Origin of the sequence: Micromonospora sp. A202 (assembly GCF_006715105.1) — a bacterium.
Taxonomy (GTDB): domain Bacteria; phylum Actinomycetota; class Actinomycetes; order Mycobacteriales; family Micromonosporaceae; genus Micromonospora; species Micromonospora zamorensis.
Window position 1 is genome coordinate 4,421,896 of the sequence record NZ_VFMP01000001.1, and the last position, 19,854, is coordinate 4,441,749.

The window sequence follows — 19,854 nt, forward strand, 5'->3', positions numbered from 1 at the left end:
CAGGCCGCCGTGAGTGGCACGTTAGCGATCACCGTCGCTGTGACGGAAGCCATCCACCCGAGTACTCCCCGTGATCCGTGGAGTCCCGGCGGACCGATGATCCCCACCAATCGGGGTCGATCTTTCCCGCTGCGGACGCGACCCTCGATCACGACGCGGATCACCTGCTCAAGGGACATCGCTGGCAGCACGCGATCCAGTAACGGCCGGAGGCGCAGGCGCTGATGGCGTCGCATTCAAGCCGGGTGGGCGTCCACCACCTGGCGCTGGTCCCGAGCAATCGAAGGGGAAAGAGAGGCTCGCTGATGTATGAGCAAGACGAGTTAGCCCGGTACGGCTACCGGCAGGAGTTGGCGCGAAGGCTGCGGTTCCGGGACTTGGTCGCGTATGGGCTGGTGTACATGGTGCCGATCGCGCCGATGGCGATCTTCGGCAGCGTGTATGCCGGCTCCGGCGGGATGGTGGCCCTGGCGTACGCGGTGGGTGTGGTGGCGTTGGTGTTCACGGCGTTCTCGTATGCGCAGATGGTGAAGGCGTTCCCGATGTCGGGCAGCGTCTACAACTACGCCGGCCGGGGGATCAGCCCGCCGGTTGGGTTCCTGGCCGGCTGGGTGATCCTCCTCGACTACGTCCTCGTGCCGGGGCTGTTGTACCTGGTGGCGTCGGTGGCGATGCACGCCACGGTTCCGTCGGTGCCGGTGTGGTTGTGGCTGCTCGGGTTCGTCGCGGTCAACACGGTCGTCAACTCGGTAGGGATCCGGATGACCGCAGTGGTTACCCGGGTGATGCTGGTCGGCGAGTTGATCGTCTTGGCGGTCTTCTTGGCCGTCGCGGGCTGGGCTCTCGCGACCGGGAAGGGCCGGTTCAGTTGGGAGGCGTTCTACAACTCCGACACGTTCACCTGGTCTCTGGTGGCGGGGGCGGTGTCGCTCGCGGTCTTGTCCTTTCTTGGCTTCGACGGGATCAGCATGCTGGCCGAGGAGACCAAGGGTGGTTCCCGTCAGATCGGCCGCGCGATGGCGGCCGTCTTGGTCCTGGCCGGGGTGCTGTTCATCGCGCAGACGTGGCTGGCCGCGATGCTCGTCCCCGACCCCGGCAGTCTTCTTGGGGAGGGCGATCCAAACGGCACTGCCTTCTACGACGCCGCCGCAGCGGCTGGTGGGGGTTGGTTGGCGACGGTGTGCGCGGTGGCCACGGCGATTGCGTGGGGATTGCCGAACTCGATGGTCGCGCAGGTCGCGACGTCTCGGCTGCTGTACGCGATGGCCCGGGACCGGCAGCTGCCGGCATTCCTGGCGAAGGTGTCGATCCGCCGCAACGTGCCGATCAACGCCACGCTGCTCACCGGCGCGGTGTCGCTGGCGCTGGGCCTGTACATGGCGACCCGTGCGGATGGGATCACCCTGCTGTCGTCGCTTATCAACTTCGGGGCGATGGTCGCGTTCCTGGTCCTGCACGTCTCGGTCGTGGTGCATCACCTCGTCCGGGAGCGCAGCGGGAACTGGTGGGCGCACCTGGTCATGCCCGGCATTGGCTTCGCCATCTTGGTGTGGGTGGTGGTCAACGCCAACATCGCCGCGCAGCGTCTTGGCCTGGCGTGGCTCGCCCTCGGGATGGTCGTTTTGGCTGGTCTGTACTTGTCCGGCCGCCGGCCGGCCCTGTCGGGGTTGGCGCCCGCGCAGCCGCAGGCGCGTCACGTGGAGCGGGTGTGACCGGCATGGACAGCTTCACTTACCGGCCGGCTCGGGACGAGCTGGCCTACACGTTCGGCGGTCGGATGCCGGTGGCGCATGTGCGCGGCGGTGACGTGTTCACCGTCGTGACGGAGGACTGCTTTGGTGGTCTCGTGAGGGGGCCGGCGGATCTGCCGTCGCAGGTGTGCCGCATGCCGTACCTCAATCCGGTGTCCGGGCCGTTCTTCGTCGAGGACGCCGAGCCCGGCGACACGCTCGCCGTCTACCTCGCCTCTATCGTTCCCGCGCGGGATTGGGGTGTGTCGTCGACGTTCCCGCATTTCGGGGCGCTGACGTCCACCTCCCACACCGCCACTCTGCAGCCGGCGTTGGAGGAGCGGGTGTGGGTGTACGGCATCGACCGGCAGGCTGGGACAGTGCGGTTCGAGGCCACGCGCAGCGACCACAGTGTGGACCTGCCGCTGGACCCGATGATCGGCACGATCGGTGTCGCCCCCGGCGGGTTCGAGGCCCGATCCACACTCGTGCCCGACACACACGGCGGGAACCTCGACACCCCGCACCTGCGCGCCGGCACCACCCTTTACCTCGGGGTGAATGTCCACGGGGCGATGCTCGCGCTCGGCGACGGGCACGCCCGCCAGGGCGAGGGCGAGGCCTGCGGCGTGGGCGTGGAGATCGCCACGACCACCACCCTCGCCATCGACGTCATCAAAGGCGTGAGCACACGGTGGCCGCGGTTGGAGACCGACCGGGACATCCTGACGATCGGGTGCGCCCGTCCATTGGAGGACGCCTACCGCATCGCCCAGCACGACCTTGTCGGCTGGGCCAGAGCCCTGACCGGCCTGGAAACCCTGGACGCCTGCCAGCTCGTGTCGCAGGCGGGGCGGGCACCGATCGGCAATGTGTGCGACCCCAACTACACCGTCCTCGCCGCCATCGACAAAGCCCTGCTCCCCGCCCCTGGGCCCGCCTATGGCGGGGCACACGAGCGGCTGCGGCGGCTCACCGCCGGACTACGGTAGGAGCCGGCTGATGACCGCGTCGATCCCGCGCCTGCCGCTGCGCGATGACCTGTTCCTCCTCGGCCACGACGACGACAGCGGGCACCCTCACGTGCACCGGCAGACCCTCGCCCTGGGCCTCGCGGGCGCGGTCCTGATCGACCTGTACCTGGCCGGGCGGGTGACCCTCGACCCGAACGACGACACCCGCCCGGCCAGCCACCAACGGATCCACCCGCACATCGACCGGCCAGTCGGGGACCTGATTGCCGACGCCGCGACCGCCACCATCCGCCACGCCCACCCACCGCTGCGGGGGTGGCTGCGCGGGTTCTCCGACGACCTCTACGACCGCACCCGCGCTGGCCTTGTCGCCGACGGGATCCTGCGCCACCACACCCGACGGCGCCTCGGCGGCCTCGTACGCGCCGACACCTACCTCGCCACCGACAGCAAATGGGCCGTCGTGGCCCGTTCCCGCCTGCGCTACCTCGCCGCTGGCCGTGAACAACCCGACAACCACACCGCCGCTCTCGCCGGCCTCGTCGCCTATCTCGGCCTCACCGACCACCTCTACCTCGACGACGACATCACCACCCTGACCGCTCGCTTGAAGGCCATCGCCGGGCAGCACTACCAGCCGGTACGCGACATCACCGCCGCCGTGGACGCCGCCGTCGGGGACCTCGCCACCGCCGCCTACCGCTAGCCCAATCCACCTCACCTCGAGAAAGCTCATCGTGAACAACCTGCCCCACGTGCGACCCGCGACCGAGACGCCCCACCCTGTGGGCCGGCGAGCCGTAAAGGTCACTGCCGCCGCCTGCGCGCTCGGCCTCCTCGCCACCGCCACAGCCATCCCGAACTGGACGGGCGTCGCCGGGCCAGCCCAATCCCCACCGTCGCCTTCCAGCACCGCCGCGTCCCGGCCGGCCGTGTCGCCGTGTCCGTCACCTGCCGCCCTGACCGCGGCACAGCTCAAGGCACGCGCACAGCAGAGACTCGACCCATCGCCGACGCATCTGCCGGCGCCGACCCCGTCGCGGCAGGTTTTGGAAGCGGTGACGGTTTGGCCATCCGGCTGCGACGCCATCCGAGGCCAGTTCGCCTACGTTCCCTTGCTCCAGTGGGCCACGGACACCGCGATCGCGGGCAACAGCACCACCACGAGGATCGTGCTGTTCGAAGAGCAACACTGGCGCGCCGACGACGCCTCCGGCCGCGTCATCCGCAGCCGCTAACCCATCGTTCAGCGGCCCACCGACGACAGCACCTACAAGCCCGGGGACCTGGACGGACCCATCGGCCCGATCGCCGCCGACCCGACAGCACTCACCGCGCACATCGACGCCACCCAACCCCGATTCCTCGGACCCACCGCCGTCATCCGCGGCCTCGCCAGCCTGCTCGGCTGGCGCACCCCCAACCAAGCCGCCCGCACCGCCGTCCTCACCGTCCTGCGAGACACCTCTGGGATCACGTACCACGGCTTGGTGACCGACAGGGCCGGCCGAACGGCGTCGGCGTCAGCGCCACCTCCGGCGCCATCCGCTCCTTGCTGATCCCCAACCCCGCCAGCGGCGAACTACTCGCCTACGAAAGAGCCGCACTCACACCACCACCACCCGGCAGCGGCCGGACCGGCGCTCTCGTCGACGACTACCTCCAGTACCTCGCCCACACCCACAGCGAAACCGCTAGCGACGCAACTCCTGATCCGCGTCACCAACACACTCGAGGGAAGCCAATTATGGACACTGTCCCGCGCATCCGCGCCGTCCGCTGGGCGGACAAAGACCACGTCGCCGCACTCATCGCGGACGCACTCAACTCCAGCCCTCTCGCAACATGGCTGATCCCCGACCCAGGCCCACGGCGCCGGATCCTCACCGATGTCCTCGGCATCTGGGTCGAACACGCAATGTTCTACGGCGACATCTACCTCACCGACGACGCCGCCGCCGCCAGCGTCGGCTTCCACCGATATCGGCCCATCCCGCCACCAGCGAACTACTCCACCCGCATGGGCCACTTCGCAGGCCCTCACAGCTACCACTTCGACCTACTCGATTGGCTGCTCGCGAAGGAGCGACCTACCGAGCCCCACTACCACCTAGCATTCCTTGCCGTGCAGCCGGCCGCGAGGCGGACTGGACACGGCACGGCATTACTCAACCATCATCGCAGCCGACTCGACCATGTGAATCTGTTGTCCTGGACGAGCACCACCCTCGATGCCCAGCGTCTGCATATTCGGCATGGCTACACCCCAGGACCGGCGATTGACCTACCCGAAGGCCTGGTCGTCTGTTCCATGCGCCGCAGCCCTCGCGACGGTGAGATCTGGCCAACCAACAAAACCAGCGCGACCGGCGGCCAGGCCATCCAACCCGGTCGTTGACCACAACCCATCCGCCACTCGCGAAGGATGACAACTGGCCGCTGCTCTGCTGACTGCAAGATAACGGAACGGTTCCCATCGCCTAAGTCTCGGAGTGAGAGACAGTTTGCCTCTCGTCGCCGGCGTCCACTCCACAACGGCCTTGTGCCGGCGACGGCCATCTTGCGTGGCGTAAACGCGCCGTCGAAGTGAAGGGACACAGCAACGTGCTCGTTCTTACCAGCAAGCTATTTTGCCTCGACCCTCAGCCGTCGTCCGTCAATCAACGTGAGGGCCTCCGCTTACGGTGGTGGGTGCGGCTTGCGCCTCTCTAGAGCAATAGAAGGCCCCCAAGCCCGTAGCGTCGGTCAGCCACCACGACCGGTCGCGGTCACGTTGGGCGGCAGACCGGATAGCCGGTTGGCGCATAGGTTGGCGGTGTCGGTGTCTCGGATGGCGTTGGTTCGGATGATCCGGCGTATGCCTGAACTGCCGCCGGTGCCCCCAAGGTGCTGGGGGTGGACGACTTCGCCCGACGCCGTGGGCACCGATACGGGACCGTGCTACTCGAGACGCACACCCGCCGGCCGGTCGACGTCCTACCCGATCGAACCTCCGACACCCTCGCCGCGGGGCTGCGCGAGCACCCCGGAGTCCTGATCATCTGCCGCTAGGCCGACGGCGCCCGCAAAGGCGCACCCTACGAGGTCTAGGTCGCCGACCGGTGGCACCCGCTCAAGACCCTCAGCCACACCATCGAAAGGTCGTCGGCGGCGTCAGACGATTCGTTGCAGCCCGGGCAGAGCACAGCTGGCTCTGGCCGGGGGCAATTCAACGGCCGATCCTGGTTGTTGTGGTGGTCAGTGACTGCCCAGGTGAGCCAGCCACCGAAAGTGATCCCACTACGCGCGCCACCACACCCCCGGGGCTCCAGTCTTGATCACGATCGGCGGTTGCCGCATTTGCCCCACCATCAGACAGAGCACTCTGCGTGTCATCCAAAGGATCTGGGCCCGGCGACGTAGGAGCGTCCGTGCTCGCTTCCCTCCAGACGACTTGTCAATTCGACAAAGTGGGATTTCAATCACCATGAGGTAACGGTGATTGACACGACTGCGGCGAACCCGGTGCCCAGCAATGCTCACATGGAGGATTTGGTGCCCGACCCACTGATCGTTGAGCAACTTTGCGGAGTCTTTCTCGGTATCCAAGCTATGGCTATCGCCGATAATCGAAACCGAACTCCGGTTTTGTCTGGTGTACGAATGTGGAATGTGCCGACGCGGCCCGGAATTGCAGCACACCACGGGATGCGTGACTTTCAGGTTCCCTTGATCATCCCGTGCTGGGGTCAACACCCAGAACAGGCTGTGGGCGCCTTGGAAGAGGCGCGCCTAATCCTGCGTACGGTACCGCAGCCTCCTGGGTTTCCCCCTGAGGCGACCACCGTGGCTTGGTTCCTCACCTACCAGGACACTATCGACGGTGATGGCGGAAGAGGGTTTGGTGTTCAATGTCTTGACGGCGTGGACGAGGAGGGCTACATATACCAGGTCCGTAATCATTTTTGGGACGTCCGTCCAGGCAAGGTCCTCGTAATCGATAACCTTACTCTGCCTCTGCGGCCTATACTTGTCGGTCTCGCTGGCCTACACGACCCAGGCCGCACTTGGCGGTAGCCGCTACATACCGTCCTGATTTTACTGGCGGGTTGTAGAGCACGTGGGGCATTGCGGGTCCGTCTCGTCAACGGTGCTTCCGGCAATCTTGGCTGGCATGTTTCGGCTAGTGCACAACGGTCAATTAAGGTGATGGCGAGGCGTTCCAACCTGGGGTTTCAGCGCATCGCCCACCGGGTTCGGCCGTTCCCGGATCGGTTCCAAGGGCCGGGCCGCCAGGAACAGAGGCTTCAACACGGACCGGTCAATACCCCTATGTCTGCTGCGATAGGGCACTTGAAGAATTCGTGAGCGATGTAGCGTTTGAGGCCGTGCGAGATCTCCCCTTGTTCGGCCTGCGGGGCCGTTGGAGGTGCGCGCGGCGGGTGTTAGCGCGGAGTCTGGTCAAAACGATCGAAACAGCATGGCATTTGCCTGGCGGTACGTCGGTGGCGTTCCTACGGCCGGTGGTCGGGCCGCTGGGGTTGACCCGACGGCAGCGGGTTTTTCCTGATGGTCGTTCGGCTGCGGAGCTCACACCGCAGAGGGCTGTCGAGGCTGCTTCGCCGGTCGGCCGTTCGAGATTGTCGCCGGCAGCGATGAGCGGCACTACTGCGCTGTCATGGCCGACACCGAAGAGCTCCAGTATCCGCGGTGTTGTCGGCGATCGCGGCTATCAGCAGCTCACCGGTGGCGCTCCGGGCGCGGTGAACAGCACGTCATTCAGGGTAACGATGCCGACCTCGCGGATCTCTTCGCGGCCATAGCCTCGGCCGGTCTGCCTGCGCAGGATGGGCACCTGTTTCCACGCAGCGCCGCAGCGCGGCGGCGAGGGTGGTTTCATCGTCCTTGGCGACGATCAGGGTAGCGGGCTGGCGTTACGGATTCGTACCGCGTACCGGACGGATCCCAATCGCCACCCACCCCTTCAATCGGTCGAGCAGCCCCCCACGTGGTCGACCCCGGCGCCGAGGGCACGGCCGCGACGCCGGCGGTCGGAGCAATGAGCACGGCACTCCATGTGGATCTTGAAGTTCGGGCACCTTAATGGTCCACGCCTGCCGTGCTCGCCCCACACTCAGCCATCCACACGATCAAGATTCGGCCAAACAGGACTCTTGTGAACTAGCGCGAAACCTACTTTGTGGATGTCACTGAGCCGTTCGGGTAGGGCGGCTACGGTACAGATGCTCTAGCGTGGACGCATGGATGCCGCGCCCCAGTTGCCGAACACCAAGGAGCTGGTGCATCAGATTCGCTACGCCCTCGCGAGGCTACGAGCGCACAACGGGCACCATACGTTCGAGGATCTGTGTCTTGCCTTCACCAAGATCCGTATCTGTCGGGATGTGGTGCCTGCAACCGGGCCGGTGTCCGCGGGCGGTGACCAAGGTCGCGATTTTGAAACGTTCCGGTCTTACATCTCAAAGCACCTTCCTGCAGCCGCCGTTGGACAAGCTCCAGAGGGACCCCTCGTGTTCGCCTGCACGCTTCAGCAAGAGGGCCTCGAGAGAAAGGTAAAGAGCGATGTTGGCAAGGCGGTGGGAGGGGAACCCTTCGCAGCGCTGCACTACTTTTGTGAAGCGAACCTACCCGCAGCTGCACGGCACAAGCTGATCGCCTGGGCGCGCGACACTCACAACATCACGTTGGAGATCCTTGATGGCGAAGCCATCGCCACGAACCTTGCCGATGACGATGTTTACTCGACCGCACGGCAATACCTGGGGCTTCCTGAATTTCTGCGGACACGCGCGTCGGCGCTGCACGACTACCTCACCGCGATTGTTGCGAACGGCCAGACGCACCAGTACTCGCCCTGGGTCGGGTTGTCGGCGACGTGGCTGCCCAGCCTGGCAGACATTTTCGAGCCGCCAACACTGGCACTCCTGCCACCGGGATGCTCGCCCAACAGCGTGACGGATGACGCCTCCCTCCACATCGGCAGATCGGTTGAGTGGCAACAACTGGTCGACGACCATCGCCACGTGCTGATCTTCGGTGGGCCCGGAAGCGGCAAGTCGGGCCTGCTCGGCGCTATCGCAACGGACCAGGCCAGGCAGTGGCTCGATGGCGCCGACGTCCCTGCGCCGCTCACGTTGCACGCACGGTCGTTTGTCACGAGCATGCCGCTGGACGCTGCGTTGCGGGAGGGTGCCACTCAGCAGCTAGGGACCGCGTTACGGCAGACGCTGCCCTCGGAACTTTTCGCCCAAGGTCCCGCCGAGGGTCGATCCTGGTTAGTGCTGGTCGACGGTCTCGATGAGATCAGCGACCCCGTCAGCCGTAAGATGGCTATCGACCGCATTACGGCACTGTCGGAGGTTCCGTGGCTGCGGCTGGTTGTTGCAAGCCGGCCTCTGCCCAATCTTGACCTAGCCAGAATTCGCCCGATATTCGAAAGTGCCGAGATCCTTCCGCTCGCCGCGGATAGTCGAGACCGGTTGGTCCGGCAGTGGGTTACTCAGATCGGATCCGCTGATCCCGAGGCGGACATTGAAACCGTGCTAACACACCTGCAAAAGCTCGGGAGAAGCGGGTGGGCACGGACGCCGCTGGTGACGCACATGCTTTGCGGCCTGTGGGCCGCAGAACCGGAACGGGAACTGCCCCAGGGGCGGGGAACTCTTTATCGGGCGTATCTCAACCTGCTACAGCACAAGGCAAGGGAGGATCATGAGACGCCAGCGGAGCTCTCACGGCATGCCCTCGCCCTGCTCAGCGAAGCCTCATACGCACATTTGACGGACCCTAGCGAGCCCGCTTTGCTCGACGTCGCGGTCGTTGCAGCCGGACGGCTGGGCATCGGACCGGTGTCTCACGAGAAGATGTTATGGCAGCGGCTCGTACACGATGCTTTATGCCGCACCGGGTTGGTCGCAACCGAGGGCCGGCAACTGCGATTCGCCCACATCACGCTCGGAGAGTTCCTGGCCGCTGACCACCTGGCTGTTCTGTTGAAGCGGGAGGACCCAGCAGGGCGGGCGCAGGTATTGCGAGAACTGCTCTACGCCGGGTTTGCCGATCGTAGCGAGATACTGGCCTTCCTCGGTCAAGCGGTACAGGAAGCGGGGCTGTCACCGGATCCGCTGGTCGCGGTGCTTTTGGAAGGCAAGCCAGAGGACGGCATGCACCTTCTCTGGCGATGGGAGGACGACGGTTTCGCCCCGGGACCTAGGACAATTGCGGGGCTGGTGGAGATAGTGAAGGGCTGGTGGACGGAGTCCTCCACCCGAGTAGCCGCAGCTCAGACGGTCGGTCACGTCGACACCGAGGAGGCAACACGACTGCTCTTGGCTGTGGCCGCCAACGCCAACCGTACCGACAGCGCGCGCCCTCGCGTGCTTGCCGAGCTGCGGCGCGCGGGTGGAGAAGTGGAAGCCGCCGCCATCTGGCTAGACCGAATCCTCACGGCATCCGACCCAAAGGCCAAGGAGCAGCCGGAGGCTTCCCGGGTGATGGCAGGCAATCACAGCCTGCCCGGCTTGGCGCTGCTGCTGTGTAACCGCCATCTAAAAGATGACTATCGCGTCGACGCGGCCCTGCGGCTGGATGAGCTCCTGCATACAGGGGCCCATCGAGATCCGCTAGGCGCCGACGCCCTGTTCGGCGCGGTTTCGGCCCTGGGTGAACTCATGCAACGCGGGCAGAACGGCGTTCGTGGTCTTCTCGGCCGGATTGCTCACGACGCCGCTCTGCCGGTCGCGGTTCAGCGGAGCGCCCGCGCGGAACTCGAACGCCCAGGATCGGCCGTCCGCTTCCGATAGACGCCCCGGAATCCGGATTAGGCGTCACGAAGCGTCTCCCATAAGCGCATCATTGCGAGGATGGCGAGGATGTCGTCCCGGGACCGCTCCGCCGCCAAGCGTTCGATACCCTTGGCGTGCTGGTCGCCTGCTTCGACGATAATTTCCTGCAGGGTAGACCATAAATCGGGACCGGCAAAGAAATCCTGCCTGTTGTTAGCACGAGCCTGCGCCCGCAAGTCGCCGTTGTCGAGCATTTTGCGCACGACGCTTTCGACCGCCGTGATCTGGTCGCTGTCGGTAAGTCCATCCCCTTGGAAGAGGGCGTTAATCTGCTGCAGTATCGCGCTCCACGGGACCAGGTTGCCCTCATGTGGACTGCGGCTGCCTGCAGCGACTAATGCCGACAACCCTGCCGCGTCGCCCCGCGAGAGGTTGAGGTTGGACTCGGGCTGCTTATGCAGAGCGTGATGAGTGAGGGTCACATCGGATAGGTCGATGGCTGGCGCGTAGCGCTGGGAGTCCTTAAGCACCTGAGCGAGCATCCGTGCGAACAGGGCCCGCTTTTCCAGGTCCACATCATCGTAGTCGACGATCGAAGACAAGAAGTCGTATGTGCTGACGAAGGTGCTTAGGTCTCGTCGAAAGGTATCGAGCCGATCGATCTCGCTGGAGTCGTCAACGGCGATAGCCGTCCTATAGGCCGCGTTGAAGCGATCTCGGACCGGACTCAGAGCCGCAGACAGTTTTCCTTGCGTCGGTTTGGACGTACCGTGGCCGAAGTATGCCCTCGCAGCGGCTTCCACGTCCATTTCACTGAAAAAGCCAGCCCCGTCAAGCTTGTCCCACTGATCGAACACCAGGTTGGGGTCGCTGGCCTCCGTGAGCTCTGCGCCTTCGTAATAAGTCTTGAACGCGGCCAGAACGTCTTCAGCGTGATTGGCGAAGTCCAGGACGTATGTGACCTTGCCCGGACAGGTCCGGTTAAGCCTGGACAGCGTCTGCACGGCCTGGACTCCGTCGAGCCGTTTGTCGACATACATCGCACACAGCTGGGGCTGGTCGAATCCAGTCTGGTACTTGTTCGCAACGATCAGAACCTGAAAGTCGGAGCTCTCCAGTGCTTCAGGAATCGTACGGCCTCTGAGCTTCGGGTTCATCGAGGATTCGGTGAACGCTAGAGGTCCGCTTTCACGATCGCTGACCTCGCCAGAGAAAGCGACCAGCGCCGCGACACCGCTGATCCGCCGATCGTGGAGGTACTTATCGACCGCGAGTTTGTACCGGACCGCGGACTTGCGTGAGTCCGCCACAATCATCGCTTTGGCATGGCCGTTGATCAACGGAGTCACGTTGGTGCGGAAGTGCTCGACGATGATCGCAACCTTCTGCCCGATGTTGTACGGATGAAGTCTCACCCAGCTCATCAAGGACTTCATCGCTTTGGACTTTTCGACCTTCTGCGAATCATAATCTTGGCCGCCGTGCACTAGCCGGAATGCCGTGCGATAGGTCGTGTAGTTGCGCAGCACGTCCAGGATGAAACCTTCCTCGATGGCCTGCTGCATTGAGTAGAGGTGGAACGGTCGCTTGTCAGTCTCCTGGCCGGTCGACGAGGTGCCGAACAGCTGAATCGTCTTGCCCTTGGGAGTGGCGGTGAACGCGAAGAAGGAGACGTTGGCTAAGGTACCGCGACCCTCTAACTCCATACGGACTAGGTCATCAACATCGACCTCGCCCTCGCTCTCCGGCCGAACCGCGCCAGACAGCGTCTGGCGGAGCTTGTTCGCTGAGTCCCCAGTCTGGGATGAATGCGCCTCATCCACGATTACCGCGAAGCGCTTACCCTTCAGAGCTCTGGAGGTTCGGATCGCCTCGAGCGCGAATGGCACAGTTTGGATGGTCACGACGATGATCGCGCCGCCAGCCGTCAGAGCTTCCGTCAATGCCTCGGATTTTGAAGAGAACCGCCGGGTGAAATCACTGTCTGTTCCCTGCCCGATCGGCAGTACGACACCACGCTTGTGATCGATCTGATAGATTGCGTCCTGCAACTGATCGTCGAGGACGGTGCGATCGGTAATGACAATGACGGAGTCGAACACCTTCTCCGACTGCTCATCGTGCAGGGTCGACACTTGATGAGCAAGCCAGGCGATCGAGTTGGTTTTGCCTGATCCCGCCGAATGCTGGATCAGGTACCTCTGGCCCGGTCCTTTGGCCTTCGCGTCAGCGAGGAGTTTGGTGACGACGTCATGCTGGTGATAGCGGGGAAACAAGATGGTCGCCGACCGCGTAATACGGCCGGTAATCGCATCCCGCTTGCGGCTTGTTTGGACGTGCATGAACTTGCCCAAGATCTTCAACCATGTGTCTCGTTGCAGGATCTCTTCCCACAGGTAGGCCGTCGCCGTTCCAGCCGCGTTGGGTGGGTTCCCGGCGTGATGGCCGTTACCCCGGTTGAAGGGCAGAAACCGGGACCGATCCCCATCGAGCTTCGTGGTCGTGAAAACCGCGCTGTTGTCCACCGCGAAATGCACCAGGGCTCGGTGCCCGAACGACAACAGTGGCTCCCTCGTGCCGGTCTCCGGATCGATTGGTAGTCGATCACGCTTGTACTGTGAGACTGCAGCGTGGACATCCTGGACGAACTCAGATTTTAGTTCTGCTGTCGCTACCGGCAGCCCGTTGACGAAGAACACCAGATCAATGCTGTCAGTTTTGCTGACCGAGTATCGCACTTGACGCATCACACGTAAACGGACCTTACCGTAGCGCTCCAACGTAGTCGGGTTCATCGCGTCAGCAGGCTTGAACTGGCATAGATCCATCTGCTTTATGTGCTTGAATCCGTGGCGCAATGCCGACAACGTACCACCGGCGGCGCTTAGTGGCCGGTCAAGTGACTCGGCCAGCCGGTCAAGCAGACGAATGCGCTCCCTGTCCGTGCGAGCTACAGCTTCGAGGGTTGCGGGCTGCGTGTTCTCGAGCCAGCCGAACAAGTCCTCGGGAAAAAGTGCTCGCTGCTTGTCGTAGCCGTCGTCGTTAGGCGAGTAAGCCCAATCATGAGACGACAGATGGGCGCAAATCTCGGCTTCAAGATTCTGTTCGTGATGCAATGCCATAACTTAGCTGCCTTCGCGATACGTCGCTATGTCAACTTGCCCTGTTACGCATGCCGCGATCCACCCTCGTCGCCGCTCCTTCATGATCCCGATCAGCTGGCGAGTCTTATCGAGCAGTGTGTCGATACGCCTTGTCTCGATATCTAAGCGGTCAGCAATGGCACGTTGCTCATCGACCGTCGGTACTGGGATAGGGAGATTGCCGACATTGGTCGAGTTGGTTGACGCAAGGTTCGTCGTCCTCTTTGCGGTAGCCCGAAAGTACCGGCGACCAGTGTCGGACTCCAGAAGATAGACCAAAAATCTGTTAATTAGGCTCGGGTGACAGCGCACTGCAAAGATGTGGTTCTGGTGGACGCATGGGTCTATCTGCCCTTCCCAGATGCATCCGCGGCCAAGTTTGTCAATATCGCCACCTTCGGTCATTAAGACATCGCCGGGTCTCAGCAGGTAATTGGCAAGGTCACCGGGATTAAGTGCGACCTCTTTAACCTCAGCTAGATCGACGTAACCGGTCTGCACGTTCGCGACCCGCAAATACGGATACCTGCTCGCCTCTTCGTCCAGAGTTTTACCCAGCGTTACACCGGTCTGAATCTCGGCGTGATACTTCAGTCGAGACTGCTGCGTCCCGCCGTGAATAAGTTCAGCGATTGCTTCGGTGATCAGAGATGCACGATGCTCAAGAAGCGTGGTTACCAAGCCTTGCTGCTTCGTGATGATGGCGTCGATCTTTGCAGTCTCTCGAACCAAAAAATTCGCGATCGCTTGTTGCGCTTCGATTGGGGGGAGCCACACTGGCAGAATACGTAAACCGTCGTTATCGATCTCGACCTGGTTAGGACGGACACCGCGCGACAGCCGCAAATACTCGACAGTATAGACATCCGACCGCAGAAGCCAGTTGAGAAATTGGGCGTTCTCGTGGTGCTTAGGACGAAAACATACGTAGTGCCCTGAAATGATGCCACGATATGACGAAATCCCTACGGATCCTTGCCACGCCTTCATTCGATTGATGACTAACCACCCGCTGTCGACGAGTTGGTAGATCTCCCGGTTTTCGGCGGTCTTATTACCATTGTCGCTTCTGCTATCTTTCTTCACAATCCCGTAATCACGGTAAACGCTGAGCATCTCTTCGTCGGGATGCCCCACGTCCTTGACGCGATCAAAAAGTGACCATAAAGGAACTGCTCGCCACGTCTCGGGCCAGTCGATCGAACCGAGAACACTCATGATTCGATCTCAGCGAAGAGGGTCTGGATCTCGCCGATAAGACGCCTAACGTCGGCGTCAACATCTTCCAGGTTCCGAGGTGGGACGTATTCGTAGAAGTGGCGGTTGAACGGGATCTCGTAACCTATTCTCGTCTTGGACTCATCAATCCACGCTTCAGGGACGTGCGGTTTAATTTCGCGGAGAAAATGCTCGGATATATCCTCGTCCAATGGAACGTTTTCGGTGTCGCGCAACTTGGGGTCGGGCTCCGCGTCGCCCTTCGCGTCCCTACAAACCTCCGCAGACTCGTCCCGCTCGGCCATGCTCCCCAGCAGTACCTTGCGAACAGGGGCGCTCACTTTGACGCCCACCTCGCGTAGAGATTTGTCCAGTTGCGCATTGAAAGCGGACCGATCTTTGGTTATCTTTTCCGAAATGAGCGGCTGGAGGGCGTTCCGCAACTGATCTCTTGTCTCTTGGCCAAGTTTTTCAACTGCTGGATTGCTGAGAGCCGATTCGATGCGCGCCATCGTCACTTGGAATGACAGCCTGAGCGGCCGCTCGATCGTGATCGTATGGTAGCCGAAGGCCTTGTTCTCGAAGACCTTGGATCGCTTGTCATCCACACTGGGGGTGGCATACAGCCTCACGATGGTCTCAATATCCGTGTCGGAAAGTGCCTTTCGCTTGTTCCCAAGTGACTTGCGCATCTTTACGAACATCTGAGATGCATCGATGAGCTGAACCCTGCCGCGGCGCTCCTCAGGCTTATGCTGGTCTAGAACCCAGATGTAGGTAGCGATCCCGGTGTTGTAGAACATATCCGTCGGCAAAGCAATGATCGCATCAAGAAAATCGGATTCAATAACCCAGCGCCTGATCTCCGACTCACCTGAACCAGCTTTGCCCGTAAACAGCGGGGAGCCATTGAGCACGATGGCTGCTCGGCCGCGAGTTTGGTCAGGATCGACCGGCCGCATCTTCGAGATCAGATGGAGCAGGAACAGCATCGAGCCGTCCGAGACGGACGGTAGCCCGGCACCGAAGCGGCCGTTGAAGCCCATCAAATGCTCTTTGCGAACCTCGCGTTCGGCGGTCTTCCATTCGACGCCGAATGGCGGATTCGACAAGCAGTAGTGGAACACCTTGCCGGCATGCTGGTCATCTGTGAGAGTGTTCCCGAGCGCTATGGCGTTGACGTCCTGGCCCTTGATGACCATGTCGGCTTTACAGACGGCGTACGAACTAGGATTGACTTCTTGGCCGGCCATCCTCAACCGCGCAGTCGGGTTCTGCAGCCGCAGGTGCTCGTCCATCACTGAGAGCATGCCGCCCGTGCCTGCCGTAGGGTCATACACTGTGCGGATGATGTCAGCCCTGCTAGTAGCCTCCTCGTCACCCACGAGGAGTAAGTCGACCATGAGCGCGATGACCTCTCGTGGCGTAAAGTGCTCCCCGGCGGTCTCGTTAGACGCCTCGGCGAACTTGCGGATCAGTTCCTCGAATACGGAGCCCATCTCGGTGTTGCTGACGTTTTCGGGACGCAGGTCGAGTGCCGCGAACCGCTGCAGGATTAGGTAGAGGGCGTTGGCGCTGTCCAGGCGCTGAATCTGCTCATCGAACTTGAACTGCGTGAAGACGTCTCGAATGTTGTCGCTAAACCCATCGAGATAGCTCAGAAGGTTAGCCTTGGCGTTGGCGCTGTCGCCGGTGAGCGAAGTGATTGTGTACTGCGATGTGTTGTAGAACTTGTAACCGGACTTCTTGCGCAGCCGGACATCTAGAATATCAGCGCTTGTCTTGTCCCTAGATGCTAGCCACTCCTCGTGGACTGCCTTTTGCGTCGGGGCCAGGACGCAGTCGAGCCGTCGCAGGATGGTCATCGGGAGAACCACATCGCCGTACTCTTTTGGCTTGTATGGCCCCCGGAGCAAGTTGGCGATGGCCCAGATGAAGTTGGCGTCTGGCTTTGACACGGCTGACAAGCCCTCCGGCGGCAGGTAGCTCGGATCGTTCCCTCGGCAGCGCAGCCAGAAAGGAGATCCGACATATCGACAGTTCATTCCCAGCCTAGCCGCAGTCGCGGAGACGCGCGGTGCCGGGACTGCCCATGATTTCGAGGCCGTAACGAACCTGTCGGGCCTAGGACGCGAGCGCGCCCAGCGACGATCACGGGCGGGCTTAGTAGAACAAGCCTCGCAAATCTCCCGCTCGGGCGCTGGCCCGAGGCAGAGAAGTACGGGACCGATGCCCGATCCTTCTTGCTCTGCACGAACAGGGACGGAAACCGACGGAGAGGGTGAATACACCGTTAGCCGCCACCGCACGCCCACGACGCTACCGCCGGACGACACGAGCAAGGCCGGCGTTCGCTCGGGAGTAGCCGTGGCCAGAGTCGGCCGACGTGGGTATTTTGCGGACGCGCGACTGGACCTGCCTCACGGCGGACACATCCCTCCGCTTACCGGCGGACGTCGACCTATCAAGGGTGGGGTGCAGCGACGCCTCGCATCTTTGATGGCGGGTCGGATCCGGCTATCGCCTCTAGCCTCACGGGTCTGTTTTCGACGAGGTGGAAGTGGGTCGTCGGAGCTCGCCTGTGAAGGCTGCCCAAGCCCTAGATGTGGCACGAGGGCGCTGGGCCCGGCCCCGCTGCACTCGGCGGATGTGACAGCGACCTCACGACCTGCCGGGTTAGGCTCGCGGACTCCGGCACCTGACTCCGCCGACGAACGCCGTCCACCCCGAGGTGTTCACCACCAGGATGCGACCAAACGGGCCCTTGAAAATTGCGGATGCCAACCGCAAGCGGAGTCAGTGCGAATTGGACACACTCAGCATTCCCGTTCAACCTGCCGGTGCTCCTGCGCCAGGCTGCGCGGTTCAGAAGTCGCGGTCCATGCTGTCACCTTCCCAGGAGTTGCTCGGGCTCGTTCGAGGGCCATCGAAGTGCTGCCGGCGCGGCTAGGACGCCGCAGACCACAGTTGTTGACGAGCGCTGGCGAAGGCGGGCACGCGCACGAGGCTGTGCGCCGAAGCCCTCAGGACGCTGCCGGCGCCGATATCCGGACGGAGGCGGTCGACGATCGAGTCACCATCGGACTACCTTGTGGCCGACCCTGGACTGCCACCTCGGTCACTGCTCCCAACCTGCTCCCAATGTAAGCCGCACATACGGCAAAGCCCGTTACCGATGACTCCGGTAACGGGCTTCTGACCTGCACAAACTGAGAGTGGGCGATGCTGGTATCGAACCAGCGACCTCTTCGGTGTGAACGAAGCGCTCTCCACAGCAATACTGGGCCACCCGGACGCGCAGTAAGGCGCGCCATCGTGCGCTTGTCCCATCTAAGAGACTGCCAACCGGCCTGACAACCGCAGAGACGTAACGCCCGTACTGCTCAACGAGCGGCCGATGCCCGACGGCACCGGCCGCTTCTTCATGCCCGCCGGAGCAACCGGTACACGACCAACTTCCGAAGGACATCTCGCATGACAACCCACCCACCTGCCACGGCGCGAGTCACCGGCGCATCAAGCTCCGGCGCCACGATCCCGCCCACCCACGAAGCCGATGCTGGCATCGCCCGACGGGCCGTCCCCTGTCACATCGAGGTGACGGCGGCCGAGGAGCGAACAATGCACGCCCACCGCCGCAGGTCTCGGCGGGGGCGACCGCCGGACGGAGGCGCATGACGCTGCCGCCCGGCCATCAATCTCAACAGCGCGAAGAGCCGAATTCGACCGCGCCCTCCGACGAGCGACTTGACCAGCCCAGCGAAGACAGCGGTTCATGGACGGTCGAGACCGTCGACGGCGGCGCAACGTCCGGGGTCACCAGCGTGGCGGCGCCCGTTCAGCCACCCGAGCTGCACCCCGGCGCCGCTGCCGCCCTACTGAAGCTACTCAGGCACGTGAACGACAGCCGCACGGACAACTCGAACCAGGAGAACGGATGACCACCCCTCAACCGAAACCCTTCGCCTTCTACGGCCGCGTGTCGACAGAGGACAACCAGGACCCCGAATCGTCCCGGAGCTGGCAACTCACCCGGGCAACCACACTCATCCAGCCCCACGGTGGACGCATCGTCACGGAATATTTCGACGTCGGCCAGAGCCGCTCCCTCCCCTGGCAACGCAGGATGAAGGCCAGTCTCCTTCTCACGACGCTGCGCGATCCACGGCGCGGTTTCTCCGCCGTCGTGGTCGGCGAACCCCACCGCGCCTTTACGGCAATCAGTTCGGTCTCACTGTGCCGCTGTTCGCCCACTACGGCGTCGAACTTTGGGTGCCCGAGATCGGCGGCCCGATCGACCCCGACAACGAGGCCCACGAACTGGTCATGTCCGTCTTCGGCGGCATGAGCAAGGGCGAACGCAACCGGATCAAACTCCGCGTCCGCACCGCCATGGCTGCCCAGACCCTCCTCGAGGGCCGCTACCTCGGCGGACGCCCGCCCTACGGCTACACACTCCGCGACCTCGGACCCCACCCCAACCCTGCCAAGGCCGCCGACGGCAAACACCTCAAGGGCCTCATTCCTGACGAGCAGACCGCGCCGATCGTCCGGCAGATCTTCACCGAGTTCCTCGCCGGTATCGGCATGTTCGCCATCGCCGAGGGACTCACCGCCAACCACGTGCCCTGCCCATCAGCCCACGACCGCGCCCGCAACCGGCACCGCAGCGGCATCGCCTGGTCCAAGAGCGCAGTCCGCGTCATCCTCACCAACCCCCGCTACACCGGCCGCCAGGTCTGGAACAAGCAACGCACTGACGAAGTGCTGCTCGACGTCGACGCGTGGCAATGGGCCGCACCGGCGTCATGCGCTGGAACCCCCGCGACAAATGGGTGGTCTCCAAGGACATCACCCATGAGCCACTCATCGACGACGCGACCTTCGAGCAGGCCCAAGCGATACTGCAACGACGCGGACGGGGAACCGGCGGACAACACGTCCGGCAGCGCACCCTCAACCCGTACGTCTTCCGGGGCATGATCTACTGCGCCGCCTGCGACCG

12 protein-coding genes and 1 tRNA gene are annotated in these 19,854 nt (G+C 63.1%); 9 read left to right on the plus strand and 4 right to left on the minus strand.

The window, feature by feature from the left end; all coding sequences use genetic code 11:
* Positions 1-305 precede the first annotated feature (305 nt).
* The 7 genes from FBZ33_RS20390 to FBZ33_RS20420 all read left to right on the plus strand — a co-directional run bounded on the left by FBZ33_RS20390 (position 306) and on the right by FBZ33_RS20420 (position 10,506).
* Positions 306-1,712 (plus strand): APC family permease, encoded by a 1,407-nt coding sequence (locus FBZ33_RS20390; RefSeq protein WP_141910316.1) that lies wholly within the window; start codon positions 306-308, stop codon positions 1,710-1,712.
* Between the two features lie 5 nt (positions 1,713-1,717).
* Positions 1,718-2,722, plus strand: coding sequence for an acetamidase/formamidase family protein (locus FBZ33_RS20395; protein ID WP_370453026.1), 1,005 nt, complete (start codon positions 1,718-1,720; stop codon positions 2,720-2,722).
* A gap of 10 nt (positions 2,723-2,732) precedes the next feature.
* Complete coding sequence (locus FBZ33_RS20400; RefSeq protein ID WP_141910318.1) at positions 2,733-3,410, plus strand: GPP34 family phosphoprotein; 678 nt, start codon at positions 2,733-2,735, stop codon at positions 3,408-3,410.
* 31 nt (positions 3,411-3,441) lie between these two features.
* Positions 3,442-3,942 carry a hypothetical protein gene (locus FBZ33_RS20405; RefSeq protein WP_141910319.1) on the plus strand — a complete coding sequence of 167 codons (501 nt, stop codon included), beginning with the start codon at positions 3,442-3,444 and terminating at the stop codon, positions 3,940-3,942.
* A 509-nt stretch (positions 3,943-4,451) separates the two neighbouring features.
* Complete coding sequence (locus FBZ33_RS20410) at positions 4,452-5,102, plus strand: GNAT family N-acetyltransferase (protein ID WP_141910320.1); 651 nt, start codon at positions 4,452-4,454, stop codon at positions 5,100-5,102.
* Between the two features lie 539 nt (positions 5,103-5,641).
* Positions 5,642-5,755 carry a hypothetical protein gene (locus FBZ33_RS33460; RefSeq protein WP_255509145.1) on the plus strand — a complete coding sequence of 38 codons (114 nt, stop codon included), beginning with the start codon at positions 5,642-5,644 and terminating at the stop codon, positions 5,753-5,755.
* A 2,189-nt stretch (positions 5,756-7,944) separates the two neighbouring features.
* On the plus strand, positions 7,945-10,506 hold the full coding sequence (locus tag FBZ33_RS20420) for an NACHT domain-containing NTPase (protein ID WP_141910321.1): 2,562 nt from the start codon (positions 7,945-7,947) through the stop codon (positions 10,504-10,506).
* Positions 10,507-10,523: 17 nt separating this feature from the next.
* Here the strand turns inward: FBZ33_RS20420 and FBZ33_RS20425 are convergent, their stop codons facing one another.
* The 4 genes from FBZ33_RS20425 to FBZ33_RS32855 all read right to left on the minus strand — a co-directional run bounded on the left by FBZ33_RS20425 (position 10,524) and on the right by FBZ33_RS32855 (position 18,140).
* Positions 10,524-13,610: a type I restriction endonuclease subunit R gene (locus FBZ33_RS20425; RefSeq protein WP_141910322.1), complete on the minus strand. Its 3,087-nt coding sequence runs from the start codon at positions 13,608-13,610 to the stop codon at positions 10,524-10,526.
* Positions 13,611-13,613: 3 nt separating this feature from the next.
* The gene (locus FBZ33_RS20430) at positions 13,614-14,849 is read right to left on the minus strand and encodes a restriction endonuclease subunit S (protein ID WP_141910323.1); all 1,236 of its coding nucleotides are present in this window, start codon (positions 14,847-14,849) and stop codon (positions 13,614-13,616) included.
* Positions 14,846-16,807: a class I SAM-dependent DNA methyltransferase gene (locus FBZ33_RS20435; protein ID WP_141910324.1), complete on the minus strand. Its 1,962-nt coding sequence runs from the start codon at positions 16,805-16,807 to the stop codon at positions 14,846-14,848. Before FBZ33_RS20435 ends, FBZ33_RS20430 begins: the two co-directional genes overlap by 4 nt.
* A 1,258-nt stretch (positions 16,808-18,065) precedes the next feature.
* Positions 18,066-18,140, minus strand: a tRNA-Val gene (locus FBZ33_RS32855).
* Between the two features lie 383 nt (positions 18,141-18,523).
* Between FBZ33_RS32855 and FBZ33_RS20440 the strand changes: the two genes are divergently transcribed.
* Positions 18,524-18,790 carry a hypothetical protein gene (locus tag FBZ33_RS20440; RefSeq protein WP_141910325.1) on the plus strand — a complete coding sequence of 89 codons (267 nt, stop codon included), beginning with the start codon at positions 18,524-18,526 and terminating at the stop codon, positions 18,788-18,790.
* 295 nt (positions 18,791-19,085) lie between these two features.
* Positions 19,086-19,832 (plus strand): recombinase family protein, encoded by a 747-nt coding sequence (locus tag FBZ33_RS33465; RefSeq protein WP_255508976.1) that lies wholly within the window; start codon positions 19,086-19,088, stop codon positions 19,830-19,832.
* The last annotated feature ends 22 nt before the right edge of the window (positions 19,833-19,854 follow it).